A 21,715-nucleotide genomic window follows, 5' to 3' on the forward strand; every position below is an offset into this window, starting at 1 on the left:
CTTTGATTAAAGTGGCTTTTGTTTTTCAGCCTGTTTCTGTTGGACTAAAGACATAATCTGCGTTGCTTTTTCGATTTTCTCAGGAAATGGAGGTGACTGACCACAACGCTGTTTTTAGTGTGTCGTCCGTTAACAGATAGTTTCTGAAGCTACTAACCCGTCCCCAAACGGGTCATCCGCAATTGCTTAATATTTTTTCTGCACCGTAGCAAGTACCTCTCGAGGATAACCCATCGCAATGGAGCTAATTTCATTCAGGTGCCTTGTCTGATCGGCAGTTAATTGAATATCAACCGCTTTCAAGCTGTGCTCAAGTTGGGCCAGTGTCCGTGCGCCGATAATCGGAAATACGTTTTTACTCAATACCCAGGCCAATGCTACCTGGCTGGAAGTTGTGTCAAGTTCTCTGGCGATCAGCTCCAGTTGATCGATTACTGTCTTTGTTCGCTCGTCTTCCTGATAATCGTTAGCCAAAGAAAGGGTCAACCGCCCAGATGATCCCTGCCGGTATTTCCCGGTCAGCAATCCCCCAGCCAAAGGAGAATAGCCCATCACACCCAAACCAAAGTGTTCTGCCATGGGCGTCAATTCTCGTTCTGGAGTTCGTTGCAGCAGGTTATATTCGATCTGTATAGCTGCCAGCGGAATAGACGTAGCAATGGCTGCCGCTTTCCAGGCCGGAAAATTGGCTAAACCTGTGTATAGAACTTTGCCCGCTGTAACTACATCTTCCAGACCACGAACGGTTTCTTCTAATGGCGTCACACCGTCATCAAAATGCGGGATATACAGGTCGATGTAATCCGTCTTCAGGCGTTTTAAGCTGCCCTCTATTGCCTGGCGCATGGCTTTGCGGTGGTTACCGGCATTGGCTAGCGACGGAGTAGCTTGGCTGCTGCGGGTGTACTTGGTACAAATAATAAAATCGTGTCGTTTGTGCTCCGTAAATCTGCCAATAGTTTCTTCCGCTTCGCCAAATTGGTACTGGTCAGATACGTCGATAAAGTTTCCACCGGCATCTGCATAAGCCGAGAGTATCTGGAGTGCGTCATGGGCGGCAGTGCCATAACCCCGACGGTCGCCCAACTGCGAACCGCCCATTATCAGCTCACTAGCTGGTAAACCGGTCTGTGTTCCGAATAATTTATAGTTCATAGTACAAAGGACAGCAGTAAGCTATGCCTAGTCAAGTACGGCTAAATTCAGCCGTATCTGATAGACGTTCAGATAACCTATCTTTGTCGAATGTACGAGAGAAAGTTACCCGTCAACCTCGACTGCGGCCTCCACCTGTTTATGGAAGTGATGAATGGGAAGTGGAAGATCAATCTCATTTGGTGCATTCATTCGGGCATCAGGCGGCCCGGCGAATTACAGCGCAAAATTCCTAAAGCATCGCGGAGATTGTTAGATACCCAATTAAACCAGCTGGTCGAGCATGGTATCCTTTTCAAAAGTCGTTTTGATCAATTGCCTTTAAAGGTAGAATACACGCTTACGCCACTGGGCCAAACCCTGATACCCATCATTGAGTTGACAGCCCAATGGGGGGAAGACCATCGTGGTGTACTAGAGCCGCTGTTTACCTAGGCATTTCACAACTTTACCTGCACTGTCAGATAAACGCTACGTCCGTCGGAGGGGAGGATGCCGGGACCGGGGTAACCGGTGGCGCGTCGGGTGAAATAAGGGGTGTTCGCGAGGTTGTTCAGACTACCTTCCAGCCGAAAGCGTGAGAATTGGTAGGAGAGACTGGCGTCCAAAATCGTGTAGGCCGGAATCAGACCGATAACCGCCGAAACTCCGCCATCCGTCGCGTTGCTGGCGTCGGAAAACTGATTCGACAGATACGTGTATTGAAACGATGCTTTCAGGTTTTTGTAGCCTAGCCGGACGCCACTTTTCAGATTTATATTCGGTACAAATTCGACCTGATTGCCTACGACTCCGGCAATTTCGCTGGCTTTGTAGGTGGAATGAATTAAGGCTACGTTGGCAAACAGGACACCGCTCAGGTTGGTGTTTAGTGGATTCGCCAGTCGCAGAAAATCGGCCTCTGCGTAGGATTCCAGACCCATAATGACAGCCTGCCCAATGTTGCCCCGACGCCGGAGAACGCGGTCGTTCACATCGTAAAATTGTACTTCGCCAATGCGGTTGTTGTAGTTGAGGTAAAAGGCGCTGACGTCGAAATTATACAGTGTGGTTTGCGTGCTACGTATCCCCAGGTCGATGGAATACCCTTTTTCATCCTGCAAATTCGGGTCGATCACCGACGATGGGTTGGCAATCCGCATATCGCTGAACGTAATGGAGCGGTAATTCTGCGAAATATTGCCGTAAACATCCAACTGCGTCGTCGGTTTGTAGCTGATGCCTAATCCACCCAGAACAAACTGACGCCCGTTGGTGCGGTACTCGTTGGTCCGGATGGAATTGATAATATTTCCGGCCAGGTCGCGCGTAATGGTGCCGTAGAAACCATCGGCTGTTGTGTGAATGTACTCGAAGCGGACACCGGGCGTGAAGGACAGTTTATCGCCAACGTAGAGAATATTCTCGGCAAACAGTGATACGTTCCGGTTCGGGAACTGATAGTCGGACGCTATGGCTTGAGCGTCGTCGATGAAATTGAAATCAGCGTCTTTTCCCGTGCTCCCCAGACCCTGTATACTGTGGTTGTAGCCATGATAATAGCGACCACCAACCAGCAAAACAGCCTGTTGTTTGCCAATCGAATAGCGTTTCAAATACCGGGCTTCGGCACCGTAGTTCTGAAAGTCGCCTTTAATCAGGTCTCGCTCGCTATTGTCATCGATACTGGCTACGCGGTTGGGCCGGAAACCCAGCGAATACCGATATGCATACAGCCCAAACACCCGCAGATTGAACTCATTATTGGCGTTGAATTTATGATCGAAATGCAGGGCGGGCATCGTCCAGTTCACCTTGAACCAGTTTCGTTCCCGATTGCTCTGCCGGGGATCTTCCCGAAACATGGCATCAGTTAGGCCACCCGGTTGCTGGGCCAGGTAGCTCATCTGGGTTATGTCGAATCCCAGCGTTGTATTTTCCGAGAAACGGTAGTCAATATCGGCGAAGGCCGTGTAATTGGTAAAGTGCGAATTGGGTCGCCAGCCGTCACCTTTTTTGTACTGAAAGAACGTGTAGTAGCTCAACTTGCCCACCGTGCCACTTGCGCTGGTGAACGCATTGTAAAAACCAAATGACCCGACGGTTTGCCGGGCAATGAGTTCAAACTTGCGATTGGCTACGGGCTTCTTCATGACAAAGTTGAGCAATCCACCAAACTGCGTACCGTACTGGAGCGAGGCCGCACCCCGCACAATCTGAATCCGGCCAACGGCTTCGGTAGGTGGCGTGTAATAACTTTCGGGGTAGCCTAAGGCGTCGGCACTGATGTCATAACCGTTTTGTCGCACGTTGAAGTTTGACGAGCGGTTGGGGTCGAGGCCGCGCCCGCCAATGCTGAGTTGCAGGCCAGCGCCTTCATTTTCCCAGATATTCAGACCCGCGACACGAGCGTAAATCTGGCGGGCATTGTTGGTCGATAGGTTTGCCACCAACTGGTCGGGAATAATCACTTCTGATTTTTTACCCTCGTAAATTCCCATACTTTCAACTCCCCGCATCCGGGTGAAGCCAAAATCAGACTGTTTATCTGTAACGGTTACTTCATCCAGCGTTTCGAGCCGACCCGCTAACCGAAGCACTACGTATTGATCGCGTCCTGAAACAGTTGTTGTGTACTTTGCTGCCTTGAAATCGGGCGAACTCGTATGCAATACGTATTGTCCATCGGGCAGATTAGCAAACACGAACTTACCCAGGCTATCGGTTGTAGCGGTACGCTTTCCATCGTTCAAATAGACGGTGCAGCCCTTCACGGCCGCGCTGTCATGACGAGCCTGCACGGTGCCCGAAAGCTGATGTTGCGCTGAAATCGCCGTTGAGAAAAGGCAAAAAAGAAAAAGACTAAAAACCGTAAATTTTGTCATCGAAAGAGGTGATCCATGTTTTGGGCGCAAACGATTCCTGTTCACTCGCCAGATTAATGTCAGGAGAAATTAAGGGTTTCCCCAGCCGACCATTGAGCGCTACGTACGAATCGACATACACCTCCGGATTGTGATACCCATGCTGAGCATAGTAATCCCGGAGTAAGTGCGCATATTGAAGCAGCATATCGGGCTGTGTCGACATCATTTTTTCCTGCAATGGGGTCAGGAATTCGGTGTTGTTGACAATGGTCCGGTGTCCCAGATTGTCTTTGACCGTAAACTGTGCGTAGCCCGCTTTCTCCATCAACATGACCCGCCATGAAAACCGGTAGCCCTGCTCGGTCCAGAATAGTTCGCCCGGATAGAGCAGGTAACGGAAGGGAAACAGTAATTGAATGATAAAGAAAACGACGAATACGACACGTATCAAATTCGCTATAATGGGTTGATACGTATAGGCACGGTGCGCCAGTAGAAAGGTTGTTGGAATGGATAGCCAGTTGCTTATTTGCCGAATGACAGCCAGGTGAAAGTTTGCGGAGAAAAAGATCAGGGCTGTCAAGATCATAACGTAGGGAAACATGCCAATCGGAAACAGCAACGCTGTCAGTCCGTGAAAAACAATGACTGCTACGTAGGCCCAGGGGCGCGTTGGGCGATTCCAGAGCAGAAATGGAATGCTCAAATCATACAGACAGCCAAACCAACTGAACGCATAGGGTATCCGGTGATCATTAAATAGAAAGCCAACAACGGGAAGATCGTTGTGTGCTGGTAGCCAGATACGTAGTGGCATGGCATTCAGTAACCAGTCGCTGTTAAGTTTGGCTAAGCCCGCAAACACATACAACAGCGCCACAAACAGTTTCAACGAGTCAATGCACCAGGCCGGAATCTGACCGGCGAGCAGCGTACGACGGCGAAAGGCATCTACCGAGAAGTACGTATTGGCGGGTAGGAAAATCAGCAGCAAACAAACCATACTCGTGAAATAGTAATGGTTCAGATACGTGCTTTTGTCGATGAGTTCAATGTACGTAAAACTCACAAACAAGCTTACAATCGCAACTCGGTAGAAAAGCCCGATGGCAACCAGCAGTGCCGAAAGCCCACAAACAGCAAACAACACATAGGTGTATGAACCCAGTGGATGCACAAAGTCAAACCCGTAGAACGGGAAAAAATAGCGTGGTTTAATATACAATTCCTCAATCCAGCCCCTACTCCAGAAACGAACAATGCTCCCGAAGAGCATCAGTCCGAATAGGAGTCTGAATACAGCCAGGGGAGCTGCCGAAGTGGTTTTGCGAAAATAGGCCAGCATAGCAGGAGATTTACGGTTTATGGCGGTCCGTCGCTACGGTGGGCTGACGCATCCATATTGCTCGCGTCAGCCCACCGTAGCGACGGACCGCCATAAACCGAATACCATAAACCGTAAACAGTAGTTAATCCCCGTCGTTGTCGGTGTAGGTGATCGTGATGCTCATGACGGTTGTCATATCAACCTTCAGCATCCGTACGGCTTTTTGCATTTGGGTGTACACCAGAACTACGGCGGCATCGTTGGTTTTTATTTCGTCGGATAAATTGGGTTTCAACGTAGTAAGCTGCTGATTGACAGCCTCAAACTGCTTGTTGATAATGTCTACCAGCGACGCACCGGTGCTACTGTCTTTGGCGCCTAACGAGTTCAGGTATGTTTTCAGGCTTGGCCCTTCCTGGCCCGTCTTTACGCCTTTACCATTGAAAAAGTCAACCGTGGCCTGATGCGCCGTTTTGGCCAGCGTTAATGCCAGGTCTTTCTTATAATACGCTTCGACTTTATCGGGCGAAACGGTGCCATTGCTCATAGCGCCCGACGGAATGCCGAACTTCCCGGAGCGGAGATAGCGCTCATAATTAAGCACGTAGCCATTGACTAATTTCGATGTTGAACAACCCGCGTTCAAGGCGGTGCAGTTGATGAACGTATCACGGTAACCACCGGTGGTCCAGGCGGTATACACCGACGAGAATTGCGTATTCATCTGCGTTGTCAGCCGTTTGAGGTAGGCTAGGCGTTTGGCTGCATCGGCCGCCGTAGTGTAACGTGCTACGATGGCATCATCGGTGGTGCCGAGACCATTAATAAAGTAATCCAGTGCTGGAAACCCTTGTTTGGGGTAAGAAGCCGGTACGTCAAACGCGCCTGTTCCGGCTGTAACATAGGCTTCAATTCCCGTAACGTCGGTAGGGTAGATATTGAAGAAATTACGGAGCGTATTCTGTTCCGCCGGACCAACATCAAATAATTCAACTTTTTGCCATTCGGTATAGGCATCGACCCAGGCTTGCCGAAAATCGGTCAAAGAGGCTTTGTCGGGTTTTACGGCAAACGCATCCGATTTGGTCAGCATCAGGTCAAACTTCGTTTTGAAATTCGCGTAGCTGGGTACGATGATGTTGTCGGCGATATTCGTCAGCATCGCTTTACGATCGCTACTTGCCTGATCGGCTGGATTGGTGGGTGTCGGTGCGGGCGTATCAGGACTGTTGCCTCCGCAAGCCCATAAGGCCCCTACGAATGCGCAGGCAAAACCGATTTGTTTCCACTTGAATTGTGCCATGATGTAAAAAGGGACAGAGCGATACGTAATGTACCGCTCTGCGTACCCTGATAATGAGTTTAAAGTTGATTCTACAGAAATCGCAGGAACAACAGAATCTAAATTTGTCGCTTATAACGTGAACTTCGCTTTAATAGCGGCAGAAGCGGTATTTATTTTATCATTCGTCAATCCCCAGAAACCATTCGGCGCACCAATCAGACCGGCGAGAATCGTATCCGAGAAGGCCGCATCGGCTTTGTTCAACGTAGCGTAACGCAGGCTATAAATAAAGCCGAGCCCTTCGCCCATAGCGTGCGCACGGGCTGCATCTGTGGTCCCCGTTTTCCATTTGTCAAGATAGCCCAGAGCTGCACCGGAAATAGCCCGTTCCATGGCCAGGTGAATGAAAGCCGCCTGCGTTTTCAACGTAGCCATATCATTATTGACAATAGCTGCCCGTCCTTTTAGCAGAGCCGCATGGATTTTTGGGAAATCGGTCTTGTTGTATTCCCATAGGTAAGAACCAATAAAGCTTTCGCCCGATGACGTAGCAGTTGCTTTGGCGCCATAGACCGGATTGGCGGTGAGAATCCCATAAATCTCATCCCAGTTTTGCTCAAGCTGCGTATACTTTTTGCCAGCAACCAGTGTCGTATTGTCCAGTGCCAGGTTTTTGTCGCTTAGCAGAACATTGCCAATGTAATCGACCTGAAACGCGCCGATTAAGCCTTTTTGAATAATCTGAGCGTATTCAATTCCTTTTTCATCAACCAGATACGTTCCTAGCTTACCTGCTTTACCTTCCGAAGCGGTGGCTGATACCGATTTGCTGGCTGTGGCAATTGCCGGGAAAGAAGCTTCAATAGTGGCCCGTTCTTTTTCGGCATCAGTTGCCGATAGAGACGAGGCCGTTACGTTCCGCAACTGCACCCCCGACGTGTTCAGCGAAGCAAGTGTGCCGGAGAACGGGCTGCCTGTATTCGCAAACATATTTTTCAGGACAGTAGCGTCCAATGTAGCACCCGTACCAACAGCCGTGCCGTTGTATGTATTGATAGATCGGAAAATTAACAGCCGGTTGGCGCCATTCGTCAGGTCAACGGTTTTGGCACCTGCATCATCCACAAAAAAATTGGCATACGTAGTGGTATCCGTCAGTTTTGTGTAGTCGACTGACTTACGAAGTTGCGGAGTAACGGTGGTTGGGTTTTCGTCGTTGTTGTTACAGGCTGATAGGCTGACAGCGAGTAGCGCAACGGGTACCAGTCGAGTAAATAGTGAAGAAGTAAACATCTATGGGATTGGCTATATTATTTCCTGCAAATGTAAGCGGTATTTAGACTAATTATAAAATACTCTTTGCCTTTATTTTATTAATTTATTTATAAGCTGCTGTTCCTTAATTGGTTGAATCTGTTTGGCTTTTGCTGATAAGCGGTACTAAACTTCTTAAAAGATCGTTAACTTACTATTAAATGTAGGGATGATTGTTTGGCATAACCGTTAAAGTAGTTTATATTTGAGTACATCTACACGCTTCCTCACCATTGATTTATTAACTAATCCGATACATTGGTCTGGTTCATTAAATTGGTGACTGTTCATTTAATTAACCTGTCCGCCCTACAATTTTTCTCGCCAGTTACACCGTAGCCAGTCGGTGATTTAATGCCTCGCTTTGTTCTTCATCCACCTGTAACGTTTCCTTGTCATGGCTTTTCACTCGCTTGCTGGCAGTAAGCTACCTACTACGTCTACCGTCTGGGTAGTTGATGATGATGAAGATGATCGACTCTTCATTCGATCGGCTTTTGACGAAACGCAACAGCCCATTAATGTGCTGACACTTAACGACGGTGATCAGCTATTGCCAACTCTGGCTGATTGTGACGAACTACCCCGGCTAATTTTGCTGGACATCAATATGGTACGGCAGAACGGCTTTGAAACCCTCGCTCAACTACGTAGCACACCGACGTTTGCGCATCTGCCCGTTGTTATGCTGACAACCTCATCCGATAGTTCGGATTGCCGCCAGAGCCTGGCGCTAGGTGCTAATCAATGCCTGACCAAACCGTCCAACTACAGGCAACTGGTGACGCTGGTTAAGAAATTAAGTGAACAATGGGAGTTGGTTGAAGTTGCCTAGCGTTATCACTATATCGTTTATCTGAAGGCGTAGCTCGCCATTTCCTGCTTATTTTGCATCAAATCTGAACCATCTTCCCCCGGTATCAGATTGATGACGTATGTTTTCATCACTACGTTTAGAATTGACTACCTCACCTCATGATGATCGCCCGGTCTTCGTGTCGGGTAATTTTTGTGACTGGCTACCCGATCTGGATTCATTCCGGATGCAATCTGTCGGGCCGGGGGCGTATGTATATGAGTTTCCCAAAGACATTACGCTGCCTGAAACGCTGGAATATAAATACACAAGGGGTGGGTGGGATCAGGTCGAGCTGGATGCGTCGGGCGAGAGCATGGGGAATCGAACCGTATCGCATTCGGTGCATTCAAAACGGGACCATGTACCCCACTGGCGGTGGTATGGAATGCCCTTTAATCCATCGTATTTGCCCAAAATAGAACTATTGGGCGATGACTTCAAAGTACCCCGAGTTAACCAGACGCGCCGGGTTCATGTGCTGCTTCCGCACGACTATGCTACGTCGGGAAAACGGTATCCCGTTCTGTATTTACACGATGGGCAGAATCTGTTTGGGGGTGGCGTTGGCTACGGAAGCTGGGAGGTTGATCAGAAAATGGCCATATTGGCTTCCAGGCAGCATCATGAAGTCATCCTGGTGTCGATCGATCACACCAATGAGGAACGAATTCGGGAGTTTACACTCACTCGCACGCGTGCGGGTAATGGCCGGGGGCAGTATTATCTGGACTTTATCCACAAAACGCTGAAACCCCTGGTTGATAAACGCTTTAGAACGTTGTCGGATGCGGCTCACACGGGTATTGGGGGAAGTTCGCTGGGTGGATTGATCAGCATTTACGCGGGCCTTCTGCATCCTGATGTGTTTGGTCGGTTGATGATTTTCTCGCCGTCGCTCTGGATTTCACCTAATATTTACTTCGACGCCATTCGCTTTCAGGCACCGGTACCCATGAAAATTTATGCGTATGGGGGGGAGAAAGAGTCAAGTTATATGGTGCCTGGTATTCAACGTTTCAGGGATGCTCTGGCGCGTCAGCAGTACGGAGGTAATCCCATTGATGTTCACCTGTCTGTCGATCCAACCGGCCTGCATCAGGAAGCCCACTGGAGTCACGAATTTCCCACAGCGGTGGAGTGGTTATTTTATTAAAAATCTCATGAACATTACTCTGAACACACAACCAGTCTCCGGCGGAGACTTGATTATACCGGTTGTACAAACCGATACGTTGGCCGATCAACTGAGCAGCCTCGCTCCGAAGCTGGGTCTAGCGGAATCGGTGTTACAGCGCGACTTCAAAGCCGATGCTAAAGAAACACTGGTTTTATATAGCCCGGAGGGGACAAAAACGTACTTGCTGGGTTTGGGTGCCGATCCAAAAGAAATGGATTGGTTACGTACGTTCCGAAAGCTGTTTTTCGAACAGAAAAGTAAATTGCCCGAACAGCTTGGCATTGACTTGACGGCTGTCGACGGCTCACTCATTGAAGCCGTTGTGCTGGGCGTTCGCGGGGGCGGGTACGACCTGAAACTTTACCAGACGGATAAACCCGATGGTCCGGTTTTCTTTTCTGAAACTGGCGCCTTGACGCTCTACGTAACGACTGAGCAAGAAGTAGTTGCACAGGAGGCACTGACGCGCGCCGAAGCTATTGCCCAAACACAACGGCAAATGCTGGATTTGATGAATGCGCCCGCTAACTACAAAAATCCGGAAACCCTGGCCGAATGGGCCGCAGCCTCTGGCGAACAATACGAGTATGACGTTACGGTGCTCGATTATGCTGAACTGGAAAAACAAGGGCTGGGTGCACTGCTGAGTGTTAGTCAGGGGAGTGATGAACCACCTGTGCTGATCATTGCTGAGTATAAGCCCGAAGGCATTGATGATCTGATGACCGTTGGCCTGGTTGGTAAGGGTGTTACGTTCGATACGGGGGGTATTTCGATTAAAACATCGAACAATATGCACCTTATGAAAAGCGATATGGGTGGAGCTGCGGCTGTGCTTGGCACGCTGGAAGTGGCGGCAAAACTGCAACTGCCTATTCACCTGGTCGGAATTGTTCCGTCAACAGAAAACTCAATAGATGGCCGCTCGACAAAACCCGGTGATGTCATTACGTCCTACATTGGAAAGACCATCGAAATCATCGATACCGATGCCGAAGGGCGGGTTATTCTGGCTGATGGATTAGGCTACATGGTTCGTAATTTTCAGCCCGACGTATTGATTGACCTGGCTACGTTAACAGGGAGTGTAATTGCGACGTTAGGTTACCACGCAGCGGGTATGTTCACGCAGAACGATACGTTAGCCGAGGACCTTACCAAAGCCGCCAACCAAACCGGGGAACAACTCTGGCGACTTCCGCTGTGGGATGATTACCGTGAAGACATCAAATCGGACGTAGCGGACGTGAAAAATTTTAGTGGAAAACCGATAGCGGGGGCCATCAGTGCGGCTAAGTTCTTGGAAGTATTTACGGAGAAACATCCGGCCTGGGCGCACCTGGATATTGCCGGAATGGCCTTTGCTGACACTGAATTTGGGTCGCAAAAAAACGCAACAGGATTTGGCATTCGGTTGTTAATAGCGTATTTACGTGCGTTAATCGCCAACAACCGATAAGGAAAACTCGCCTTTTGATCTTTTGGCCTTATCTTTTTGGGAGAAATATAAATAGGTATGCAGTTTCTGATTTACGACGGTCCATCGATACATTGATACGCCGTGAACCAGAGACTGTAACCCAAAACCACCCTTCCTATGAGTCAATTATCTTTTTTGTGCATTGCTACCTTTTTCAAAGGGCATGATTTCATGCGCGCCTGTAAAGAGTTGGGCAATACCGTTTATCTGATGACCGACCAGAAACTGGCTAATGAAGCCTGGCCCAGGGAAGCCATCGATGAAATGTTCTTTCTGCCATCGCCGAGCAATTCAGCGATCGATTTGGATCAAATGATAGTGGGCCTGGCTCACGCGATGCGTTCCCGAAAAATTGACCGGGTGGTTGCTTTAGATGACTTCGACGTGGAGAAAGGGGCGCTCATTCGGGAAACGTTTCGTATTGACGGAATGGGCCAGACGACCTCCCGGTATTTCCGTGATAAGCTGGCCATGCGCATGCGTGCCGCTGCGGCCGGTATTCGGGTCCCGGCTTTTAGTCCGGTTTTCAATGACGAAGCGGTTACGGCTTTTCTGCAAGTGACCGAAGCGCCCTGGTTGATCAAACCCCGTTCAGAAGCCTCGGCAACGGGCATTCGAAAAGTGCATTCCCTGGAAGAAGCCTGGTCGGCCATTCATTTGTTGGGCGACAATCGGCATAATTACCTCATCGAAACGTTTCAGCCTGGAAAAGTCTATCACGTTGATGCGCTGTCGGTTGATGGTAAAGCTGTTTTTACGCGGGTTAGCCAATACCTGGCGACGCCTATGGAAGTAGCCCATGGGGGAGGAGTATTTCGCACGGGTACGTTGCCACTCGATACGCCCGAAACCGATGCGCTGCATCAGATTAACGATCAGGTTTTAGAAGCTTTCGGCATGCGCTACAGTGCCTCGCATTCCGAGTACATCCGGGGTGATCACGACGGCGAACTGTATTTTCTGGAAACTGCTTCCCGTGTGGGCGGAGCGCACATTGCCGAGATGGTTGAGGCCGCGTCGGGGGTGAGTCTCTGGAAGGAGTGGGCCAAGCTCGAAATTGCCGTTGCGCGTAAAGAACACTACGTGCCACCCGTTGACAACAGAGGACACGCTGGGCTGATTGTGTCGCTGGCGCGTCAGCAATGGCCTGATCTATCTGTATTTACTGATTCTGAAATTTACTGGCGCATCAACCGCGAGTACCACGTTGGGCTGATTGTTCGGGCTGAAGATCGCACCCGCATTCTGGATCTGCTGGACGATTACATGCACCGGATTTACCAGGAGTTTCATGCATCGGCACCACTGCCCGAAAAGCCAACGAATTAACTATATCCACGGGCTGAAGCCGAACACGGCCCGGCCCGTGGATACGTAATTACAAACTATCCTTTTTTGTCTTACCAATCGGCACCGACACGCCAAAGGCTCTTGGATCGGTGGGTGGTTGGGTTTTGCGCTTTTTGTTGTCGTTACGTGGCGGAACAGGTGTAACAGGCATTTGTGCCGTCATGCCTGGACCCGAAGTAGGTGAATCAACGCCTGGAATCGCCACCTGCTTTTGAACAGGTGCCTCGGTGGTTTTTGACGAATCGCTTTGAGCGAAACAAATAGAGCCGGATAAGCTCATGGCGAGTAAAAACAGGGCCTGGCGCATATGCAAAGATCGTTCGTTGAGTAAGCAAACGCCAGTTAAATTACGGGTCGTCTACATCTCTATCAACCTGCTTTCGGGCGTAAGGTTTCAAGTTAATTTCACAGCTCGTCAACGCACACCAGTCGATAGGATTTTTGCTGTAATTCGATCAGTAACTCATCCAGGTGATCGTAGAGTTTATCGGTCCGGTTGGGGGCCGTGCCAATGTGCATCAGCAAGATAAATCCGTTTAATCCAGCCGGCTTTTGCTGTTCATACGTCCGGATGGATTTCAGAATAGTTGCACTGCTGCGATAGTTCCCGTCCTGGGGTGTTGTGTAATCAGCATGGCTCAACGTACCGGGTGTGTAGTTGATGAGTTGAACTCCTTCGGCTTTTGTCCAGGCTGCAATGCTGTCATTATACCATTCGTAGGGGGGCAGAAATAGTTTTGCATCGCTACGTTGCCGACCAACACGGGAAAGTGCTACGTAGTTCGCGGTCAAATCGGCCGTAAACTGTTCGTGGCTGACGAGCAGGCTATCACGTTTCGTCCAATCGCAGTACAACAAATGCTGGTCGGAGTGGGGGCCGATGTAATGTCCCTCCCGAACTAATTGACGGATAATTGGGGCAAAGGCCGGGTTTCGCAGAAAACGACCGGTCAGAAAAAACGAAGCCCGGACATTATACTTCCGCAACGTTCGGGCAATAGTTGGGCCACCATCGGCAAACTCGTCGCCCGTGAAAACCAGGGCAAATCGTCGAGCCGTCGTGTCGCCCCGAATTTTAGCGCCTTTGACGTATGATGATTTTGGGTCAGTAGCTTTCGACGAAGTCAATTTCTTGACGGGGCGATTGATCTTTTTGGGCAATGAAACGCTACGTGTGGGCGACAGGCGCTCCGCCTGTTTAGCCGCCAGCAGATAAACGAGCGATGCTGTGCCGTCCATTGTTGGTTCGTTGGTACTGTAGTCACCGTAATCGTCGTGATAAACCGCTACGTTGCTTTGAAAGGCCGCATATTCGTCGGGTTCGTGGAGTGTAATGCCAATCAGTTTGCTGTAGATGCTACCGCGTACGGGTCCGTCAACCAGGCCGCCGTCGATGGGGTAATTTTTCAGGTGCGTGAACGCCGAATGCGGATCAGAGGGCGTATCTTCCTGGGCAGGCAGACCATATACGAAACTCGTTCCCCAGGGGTTACAACCGAACAGCCAGTCGAAATTGGCCTGTTCAAGAGCCGCGTACTGATTGTCGTTGGTGAGCTGCCGGTACCAGAAACACTGCGTCGCAAAGGACGTAGTGAGGTTGTTGCTACACCAGATGAACGGGACGCCCCGGTAAAACGCATTCTGTCGTGCCCGTTGCCAAATGGTCTCAATCCCTGACTTGTAGAAATCAGTAACGGTTTTTCGATTAGCGCCGGTTAGCTTTTTCGCTAGTTCAGCGTGGCCGATATTGACGAACGGATACCACTGATAATGCCGCGCCGTATCGTTCAGCATCCAGGGCGTTACGGGCTCTTTTCGGGCAAAATCCAGCGCGGTTTTCTGCTGGGTTAGCGCCTGTTTTCCCGTTGTGCCTGCTACGTTAAGTTGCTCGACAGTGGCCAGTTCCATGTCGTCGATGTAGTTGTCTTCTTCGTAGAAATATGGTGCCCGGCCCGGCGCTGTCTGACAATTGCCGGGTTTCTGCAACCCGAGCTTATATGCCGACTGCGCCCGTTTCCGGAGTCGCGCTACGTAGCTTTGGTCAACATAGTCAGGCTGACGAGTGCGCAATAGCTGATAGCCAAGTGCCAAAGCACTACTCACTTTGCCCGCCGTAGAGGCTACCCCCGTTGCTCTATTTTTGTATTTGAACATGCCCTGCGGCTGACCCGTAGCGAAATAAACCGGCCGCTCATACCCCTTGCCATATAGGCTGTCCAGTTTGGGAATGCGCATGGCTGAATGATCGCGGTCGTCGCCGAGCTGATTGAATAGCCAGTCATCGGTGGGATGCATTTTCAATAACCAATCGAGTCCCCAGCGAGCTTCGTCGAGCACATCGGGTTGCCCGTTTTTCCCTTCCAGACCATTGGTTTGATACGTATCGCCGAAGGCACTGGGGAAATCACGTAGCGCAGCCAGCAGGTGGTAGGTAGCATTGGCTGAGGTGGTTACGTACTGCAAATAATCGGATGCATCGTGCCAGCCGCCCACTACGTCGATGTGCGTACTGTCGGGCATGGGGCCGTACAGTGAGTAACCGTCGTGCGTGTGGCAGGAATCGTTCAGAAACGGATTGAATCCGCTACGTTGCTGGCGCATATAACGCAGACAAAAATCAGCCGCGCCTTTGTAAACATCCTCGTCAATCCGGAAGCCAGGCGACCGGGTGCCGTCGCTGGTGCGAAGGTAATAACGGCCCGGTTTTTGAATTGCCGAGAAGTCAAGCCGGTACGTTTGCCGAAATGGGCCGTATTCGCCAAACGCTTGTCCAACTGGTAGCTGCTTAACGTCCTGATTCGTCTGCTCATCAATAAGCTGAAAACTAGTCACCGTTTGCGCCGTCAGACTTCCCCACACCGCTATCTTGGGACTATTCGGCCGATAGCCCAGTAGATTAATTCGAATAACGGCCGACGGCTCGTCATGAATCGTAAGCGCCAGTGAGCTGATTAGTAAAGCTATGATTAACAGCGAGCGAACAAGCATGACTTTAGGAGCCAGATGTAAAAAAGGAAATCTTAGTTGCAGCGTCATTGGTAAAAATGACGCCATAAAATAGGTACGAATTATAAAATCAATACGTCGGAAATTGCATAAATGAAAATACTATACCTGGTGTAAAATGTACTCTTACTGCCAACATTCTTTCCCCTACAATTTCTCCATCAAGCCCGTCATCATTTCCTTGAAATAATCACCGTTGTAGGGGCCAAACCAGTTCATGTCGCGGGTTTCGTAGGTCGTGCGGTTGTAATATTTGTCGGGGGTAACATAGCCGATATAGCCGCCGTCGAAACTGGTTACCATGAGATTAAATCCTTTTTTAGCGGCTGCGGGCTTGAGGTCGACGGCCAGTTCGCCCGAGAAATCACAGGGTGTGCCAAGCAAAACGGTCTTGCCGATACGTAGTGCTTTCAAGTCCGAGGGATAATCGCCATAGATGGCGTAGAAAAGCCACGGCCGCACGCGCCAATTGCCAATTACTCGGGGGTTCGGTTCGCGCAGCCCTAGCGGTAACGTTAACATTTCCAGCGTACTGTCGGCCTGCATCTGGATTTTTGGCACTGTCCGTTCGATACGTAGCGCCAGGTCGCCCGCATAATTGCGGATTTCCTGCCAGTCGGTTTTGCCTCGTGCCTGTGGGCCGGTACTACCAACGGCACCCGCCAGAAATACCGCGAAATCGGCTGATTTCTTCTCTAAACGATCCACCAGTGAGCCAGGATAATCCCGGCTGAGGTAGGCGTCCATATCATCCTCAAAAAGGGTAGCATGGCCTGAAAATGAGCATAGTAGTGCTGATTCGCCTGCTAATCCGGGCCGGGAAATCTTCCTGAGTTTCAGCAGTTTGATATTTCCCTCTAGTGGCCCTGTTGGCCCTGAGAAACCAATGCGATTGTAAATATGATCGCTGGCGTCGGTTTGGCCGTAACCCACCTGAACGGGAGCCATATTAGTCTGGGCATCGCGAAGAGCATTCAATACCCCGTTGGTGATACGTGTCACAATGTCGGCTTTATAGCCACCGGCAATCAACTGCCCCACCAGCCCCGGTGCCCAGGCACCAACGCTGTTGTGCGAGTGAATAGCGCCCATATACACGTTCTCCCAGCGAAGGCCAACTTCGGGTAAGCGCTTTTTGAGTTCTTCGGCTACGGTTGGGGGCGTAATGAGCAAATCCAGACCCACTACGGCAACCTTCGTGCCGCCATTGTCGAGGACGATGGCCCGCGCGTAGATCGAGTCGCTCACAATGTGCCAGTGCTTACCACGCCGGGCACCGTAGCCGCCCGTGGCTGTCGTGTAGGGAGGGGTTATGTTCACTTTCGCCCAGCCTGCCTTAATGGGCGCTTTGGCCAATGGAGGAGTAGGAAGTTGAGCCAGCCGCTGTTTCGTTTGTGTATAGTAAGGCATTTGCTGGTACGGTGTCTCATCGACTGGAGCCAGACTAACGGCCAGAAACAGAAGGATAAAGACAACCAGTCCCAGCAGGACTTTCAGGAAAATACGGAGGAATTTCATAACAGCTTGACGCGGGCGAATTTTAGGCGCAAGCAACGAAAAAACCACCGGATCAGGAAGAGAGACCACAATATAAGTGGCCTTTTGTCGCGGGTATTTGCCTGCGCCAGACTACAAAAAAAGGCACCGGAGAAAATCTCCGATGCCTTCCATCACCCTTCCGGTTTCCCGGCCTCCCTATTGTATTTTTCTATATAAGAAATGGCGTCTTATCAATCGACACCAGTTCGTTTAGTAATGTCTCATTACATGCTGTCCGGCTTTCCCATTACCTCTTCATAATGCAGAAATAAAACCCGGCTAAATGCCTGGCATTTTGCAGGCTATTTGATCTACTTACGCTGTAAATAGAAAATTAGATTCATTTTCTATAATAAAATGTGTATCAGCTTTTCAGGGCTGTGGCTATCATCAGGCGCAGGGTAGGTCATGCGACTCCGGAGACGGTGAAAACAGGTCGCTATTGTAGCGAACAAATGGGGCTAAACGACGTTGAAGGTCATGACACTCAACGATACTATTATGATTCGAACATACCTAAAAGCTTTCCAGATTGGTGTTATTGCTGGCATGCGTACCATGACAGCCCCTGCTTTGGTTAGCTATAAATTGTCGCGGACAACCCCTAATCCGTTACCCGATTCAAAACTTCATTTTTTGACCTCACCCAAGGCGACAAACGTATTAGCGGTTATGGCGGCCGGTGAATTAGTCGGTGATAAGCTTCCTCAGGCGGGTGATCGCATTGGATTTCCCCAGATACTGGGCCGAATTGGGGCTGGCGCTGTGTGTGGCGCTGCGATAGTCGAAGCCGATGAAAAGCCAACGGCCTACGGAGCGGTTTTAGGGGCGTTGGGAGCCACGGCCGGTTCCTTTGCTTTTTTCTACCTGCGCCAATGGTTAACCCATGAAAAAGATCTTCCCGATCCAGTGGTCGCTCTGGCCGAAGATGCGCTGGCAATCGGCGCGGGTTTGCTGATTGTAAATGATGGCGAGTTTTGGGAAATAGCATCTTAGCCGATTTAAAAAAATCAGCAGTATCAGAAAAGGCGCACTACAAGGTGCGCCTTTTCTGGTTAAACCGCCCGGAAATCTCCTCATACTGTTATCTTTGCCTTCCCAAAACTACCCTCATCAACCGCTTCAACAAGTTGCAAAGAGTGATTGATTCGAATTGGCCGTACGCCCATTCGCTCATTCACTTATTCACTCATTCGCTCACTACCAATGCAGGTTCTTAAATTTGGCGGCACCTCGGTCGGGTCCGTAGAAAGTATAAAGAAGGTTCTTCAAATCATTGAAAATCATCGCTCAAACGGTGATCAGATAGCGGTTGTCTTTTCGGCGATGGGTGGTGTCACGAACCAGCTTATTGAAATCGGCCGCATGGCCATTACCGGCGAAACCGACTATATGGAACTGGTTCGGCGGATTGAAGATCGCCATTTCAACGTAGTGAAAGCCCTGATTCCCATCAAGGAACAGAGCAAGGTTTTTGCCCACGTCCGCGGCATTATCAATGAACTGGAAGATTTACTACGAGGGGTGTCGCTCATTCGTGAACTGACGCTACGTACCCACGACCTGATTACCAGCTTTGGCGAACGGTTATCCACAACGGTCATCACCGAATGTGCAAAAAGTCGCGGTATTCCAGCTCAGTTTTGTGATGCACGTACCCTCATTAAAACGGATGCGCAGTTCGGTCAGGCCGAAGTAAATTATACCCTGACAAATCAACTGATTCAGGACTATTTTTTAAAATCGACTGATCTACAGATGATTACGGGCTTTATTGGTTCGACGGAGAAAAACGAAACGACAACGCTCGGCCGGGGTGGTTCGGACTACACGGCTTCGATTGTTGGGGCTGCCTTGAATGCGGAACGTATCGACATCTGGACTGACGTAGATGGCATGATGACTGCCGATCCGCGCAAGGTGCCCAATGCGTTCAATATTCCGACCATTACGTATGCCGAAGCAATGGAATTGAGCCACTTTGGCGCCAAAGTGATTTATCCACCGAGCCTGCAACCTGCTTTCGCCCGGAACATTCCGTTTCGCGTACTAAATACGTTCAATCCCACCCATGAAGGCACCGTCGTTAGTCGCACTGCCGAACGGCGTCAATACACGATAACGGGTATTTCGAGCATCGACGACATCGCCCTTGTGAACGTGCAGGGATCGGGTATGATTGGCGTGGCGGGCGTATCGGCCAAATTGTTTGGCGTGCTGGCGGCTCACAAAATCAGCGTCATTCTGATTTCACAGGCCTCGTCGGAGCACTCGATCTGCTTTGCCATTGACCCGCGTGGAGCCGAGAATGTGAAGGCTATTCTGGATGCTGAATTTGCTACCGAAATTGCGCACGGTCATATCGATAATATTGCCATCGAGCGCGATCTGTCGGTCATTGCTACCGTGGGGGAGGGCATGAAGAAAAGCTCTGGTATTGCCGGAAAACTGTTTTCGGTACTAGGCAAAAACGGGGTCAATATTGTGGCCGTAGCACAGGGATCGTCGGAGATCAATATATCGGTGGTTATCAACAAAAATAACCTATCAAAAGCTCTTAACTCGCTGCACAACATCTTCTTCCAGTCCGAAGCGCGGGTTTTGAACCTGTATCTGGTGGGCACGGGATTGATTGGTAAAACATTGCTGAAGCAGATTTTTGACCAGTCGGAATACCTACGCTCGGAGAAGCTGCTGAAAGTGTGTGTCGTGGGCATGACGAATACCAAGAAGATGGTGCTCGACCCGAAAGGCATCTCGCTGGACGACTGGCGAGAGCGTTTATTGGCTGAGGGTGTCACGACGTCATTACCGGCTTTTGTCGAGAAAATCAAGGATTATAACCTGCCGAACTCGGTATTCATCGACTGCACGTCGGATAAAGACATTGTGCAGTTTTACGAATCGCTGCTGGATGCGAATATCTCGGTCGTAACCCCTAACAAAGTGGCTAACTCCGGGCCGTATGCCGAATACCGAAGGCTGCAACGTACCGCGCTGAACCGGGGTGTCAAGTTCCTGTATGAGACTAATGTAGGGGCGGGTTTACCCATTATCAACACGGTGCAGGGCCTAATGACTTCCGGTGACCGCTTTCTGAAAATCGAAGCGATTTTGTCCGGTACGTTGTCGTTCATTTTCAATACGTTCCGACCGGGCACATCCTTCGCTGACGTAGTGCGCGAAGCCAAAGAGAAAGGATACACTGAACCTGATCCCCGCGATGATTTGAGTGGGCTGGACGTAGCCCGAAAAATTCTGATTCTGGCGCGCGAAGCCGGTTTTCCATTGGAACCCGAAGACGTAACGATCACGAATTTGTTGCCACAATCGTGTCTGGATGCGCCAACGATTCCCGCGTTTTTCGAGGAGCTGGAACGTAACAATGCCTATTTCGAAAACCTGCTTGCGGAAGCGCACGAGCGTGGCGAAAAACTACGGTTTGTGGCCAGTTTCGAGAACAACAAAGCAACGATCGGCTTGCGGCCCGTGGATGCTGACCATCCCTTCTATCAACTAACCGGCGCCGACAACATCGTTTCGTTCACGACGGAGCGTTATAAAGACCGTCCGCTGGTTATCAAAGGGCCGGGCGCTGGCGCTGAAGTCACAGCCTCGGGCGTATTCGCCGACGTAGTAAGTATCGGGAGTTATTTGGCGTAGGTATCAGCTAAGAACCAACCCTAGTTTATGTCTGTTAACGAAGAAACAGGATTTGCATCAGATGGACGAGAACGTTACATACCTCAACGAGTACCACCGGCAGCAGAGCAAAAAAATGATCAGGAAAGTCTCCGAGCAGCCCTTGATGTCATTGCAGGAGTGCATCGAGCAAGCAAAGCGGCTCAAGGAGCAGCCCCTCAAAACCGAGCCGAAAAAACAGTTTTAGATCGTGCTTTACGGGTAGGAGAAGAAAAGCTACTCCGAAAATGGGCGATTGCGAATGCGAAAATGCTGCCCGATGAGCCATTCACCGATGCGTGGCAAGCTCAGGGTGGCGAAGGTGGAGCAGAGCATCAGGTTTATGTTCAACTGGGTGTTTATTATAAACGTAATAATCTGAACTACTACGGAACTTGGCTTAGTTATCTGCACAATCTTCTACTTCATAATTGGCTCTTTCCTGAGACAGGCTACACATTCCTGGGGCTAATGGAAGTTGATGGTTATCTGCAATCTGTCGTGAGTCAAAAGGCGTTACGTGGAATAAGAGGTGCTACACCTAATGAAGTAGCAGCCTATATGCTTCCGCTTGATTTTGTATCTCTTCAAAACAGCGACTATATCAACATAAATTTTGGGATTATTGTCGGTGATTTACACCATCGTAATGTGTTAGTGAGAGAGAGGATGGAGAATTATTAGTTTTCGATCCGG

Annotated in this window: 16 protein-coding genes; 8 read left to right on the top strand and 8 right to left on the bottom strand. The window is 49.9% G+C overall.

Translation table 11 applies throughout. The features are described 5' to 3' along the window. Nucleotides 1-186: 186 nt before the first annotated feature. On the bottom strand, nt 187-1,155 hold the full coding sequence (locus BM202_RS27215) for an aldo/keto reductase (protein ID WP_093832163.1): 969 nt from the start codon (nt 1,153-1,155) through the stop codon (nt 187-189). A 90-nt stretch (nt 1,156-1,245) separates the two neighbouring features. On the opposite strand from BM202_RS27215, the gene BM202_RS27220 reads away from it, so the two are divergent. Next, nucleotides 1,246-1,590, top strand: a complete 345-nt coding sequence (locus tag BM202_RS27220) for a winged helix-turn-helix transcriptional regulator (protein ID WP_093832165.1) — start codon at nt 1,246-1,248, stop codon at nt 1,588-1,590. A gap of 5 nt (nt 1,591-1,595) precedes the next feature. Here BM202_RS27220 and BM202_RS27225 read toward each other — a convergent pair whose 3' ends face one another. From BM202_RS27225 to BM202_RS27240, 4 genes are all read right to left on the bottom strand, one after another. Beyond that, nucleotides 1,596-4,019 carry a TonB-dependent receptor gene (locus BM202_RS27225; protein WP_093832167.1) on the bottom strand — a complete coding sequence of 808 codons (2,424 nt, stop codon included), beginning with the start codon at nt 4,017-4,019 and terminating at the stop codon, nt 1,596-1,598. Further along, nucleotides 3,997-5,346 (bottom strand): HTTM domain-containing protein, encoded by a 1,350-nt coding sequence (locus BM202_RS27230; RefSeq protein ID WP_093832169.1) that lies wholly within the window; start codon nt 5,344-5,346, stop codon nt 3,997-3,999. The genes BM202_RS27225 and BM202_RS27230 overlap by 23 nt, the downstream gene beginning before the upstream one ends. Before the next feature lie 124 nt (nt 5,347-5,470). Beyond that, nucleotides 5,471-6,631: an imelysin family protein gene (locus BM202_RS27235; protein ID WP_093832171.1), complete on the bottom strand. Its 1,161-nt coding sequence runs from the start codon at nt 6,629-6,631 to the stop codon at nt 5,471-5,473. A gap of 111 nt (nt 6,632-6,742) precedes the next feature. Next, entirely contained in the window at nt 6,743-7,906 is a 1,164-nt protein-coding gene (locus BM202_RS27240; RefSeq protein WP_093832173.1) for a DUF4856 domain-containing protein, read from the bottom strand. 418 nt (nt 7,907-8,324) lie between these two features. On the opposite strand from BM202_RS27240, the gene BM202_RS27245 reads away from it, so the two are divergent. The 4 genes from BM202_RS27245 (at nt 8,325) to BM202_RS27260 (ending at nt 12,772) form a co-directional block, all read left to right on the top strand. Continuing rightward, a complete protein-coding gene (locus BM202_RS27245) occupies nt 8,325-8,762 on the top strand; it encodes a response regulator (RefSeq protein WP_093832175.1) in 438 nt (145 codons plus the stop codon). 100 nt (nt 8,763-8,862) lie between these two features. Then, nucleotides 8,863-9,939, top strand: a complete 1,077-nt coding sequence (locus BM202_RS27250) for an alpha/beta hydrolase (protein WP_093832177.1) — start codon at nt 8,863-8,865, stop codon at nt 9,937-9,939. 7 nt (nt 9,940-9,946) lie between these two features. Then, nucleotides 9,947-11,422: a leucyl aminopeptidase family protein gene (locus BM202_RS27255; protein WP_093832179.1), complete on the top strand. Its 1,476-nt coding sequence runs from the start codon at nt 9,947-9,949 to the stop codon at nt 11,420-11,422. Nucleotides 11,423-11,560: 138 nt separating this feature from the next. Then, complete coding sequence (locus tag BM202_RS27260; RefSeq protein ID WP_093832181.1) at nt 11,561-12,772, top strand: ATP-grasp domain-containing protein; 1,212 nt, start codon at nt 11,561-11,563, stop codon at nt 12,770-12,772. Nucleotides 12,773-12,821: 49 nt separating this feature from the next. Here BM202_RS27260 and BM202_RS27265 read toward each other — a convergent pair whose 3' ends face one another. From BM202_RS27265 to BM202_RS27275, 3 genes are all read right to left on the bottom strand, one after another. Further along, nucleotides 12,822-13,100 carry a hypothetical protein gene (locus BM202_RS27265; RefSeq protein ID WP_093832183.1) on the bottom strand — a complete coding sequence of 93 codons (279 nt, stop codon included), beginning with the start codon at nt 13,098-13,100 and terminating at the stop codon, nt 12,822-12,824. Nucleotides 13,101-13,198: 98 nt separating this feature from the next. Then, nucleotides 13,199-15,781 carry a bifunctional glycoside hydrolase family 9 protein/polysaccharide deacetylase gene (locus tag BM202_RS27270; RefSeq protein ID WP_093832260.1) on the bottom strand — a complete coding sequence of 861 codons (2,583 nt, stop codon included), beginning with the start codon at nt 15,779-15,781 and terminating at the stop codon, nt 13,199-13,201. Nucleotides 15,782-15,946: 165 nt separating this feature from the next. Continuing rightward, nucleotides 15,947-17,317, bottom strand: coding sequence for a neutral/alkaline non-lysosomal ceramidase N-terminal domain-containing protein (locus tag BM202_RS27275; protein WP_093832184.1), 1,371 nt, complete (start codon nt 17,315-17,317; stop codon nt 15,947-15,949). A 522-nt stretch (nt 17,318-17,839) separates the two neighbouring features. On the opposite strand from BM202_RS27275, the gene BM202_RS27280 reads away from it, so the two are divergent. The 3 genes from BM202_RS27280 (at nt 17,840) to BM202_RS27290 (ending at nt 21,703) form a co-directional block, all read left to right on the top strand. After that, a complete protein-coding gene (locus BM202_RS27280; RefSeq protein WP_093832262.1) occupies nt 17,840-18,334 on the top strand; it encodes a DUF4126 family protein in 495 nt (164 codons plus the stop codon). Between the two features lie 210 nt (nt 18,335-18,544). Further along, nucleotides 18,545-21,001 (top strand): bifunctional aspartate kinase/homoserine dehydrogenase I, encoded by a 2,457-nt coding sequence (thrA, locus tag BM202_RS27285; protein WP_093832186.1) that lies wholly within the window; start codon nt 18,545-18,547, stop codon nt 20,999-21,001. Nucleotides 21,002-21,028: 27 nt separating this feature from the next. Beyond that, nucleotides 21,029-21,703: a putative polyvalent protein kinase domain-containing protein gene (locus tag BM202_RS27290; protein ID WP_093832188.1), complete on the top strand. Its 675-nt coding sequence runs from the start codon at nt 21,029-21,031 to the stop codon at nt 21,701-21,703. The last annotated feature ends 12 nt before the right edge of the window (nt 21,704-21,715 follow it).

This window comes from Spirosoma endophyticum, assembly GCF_900112365.1.
GTDB classification, from domain to species: domain Bacteria; phylum Bacteroidota; class Bacteroidia; order Cytophagales; family Spirosomataceae; genus Spirosoma; species Spirosoma endophyticum.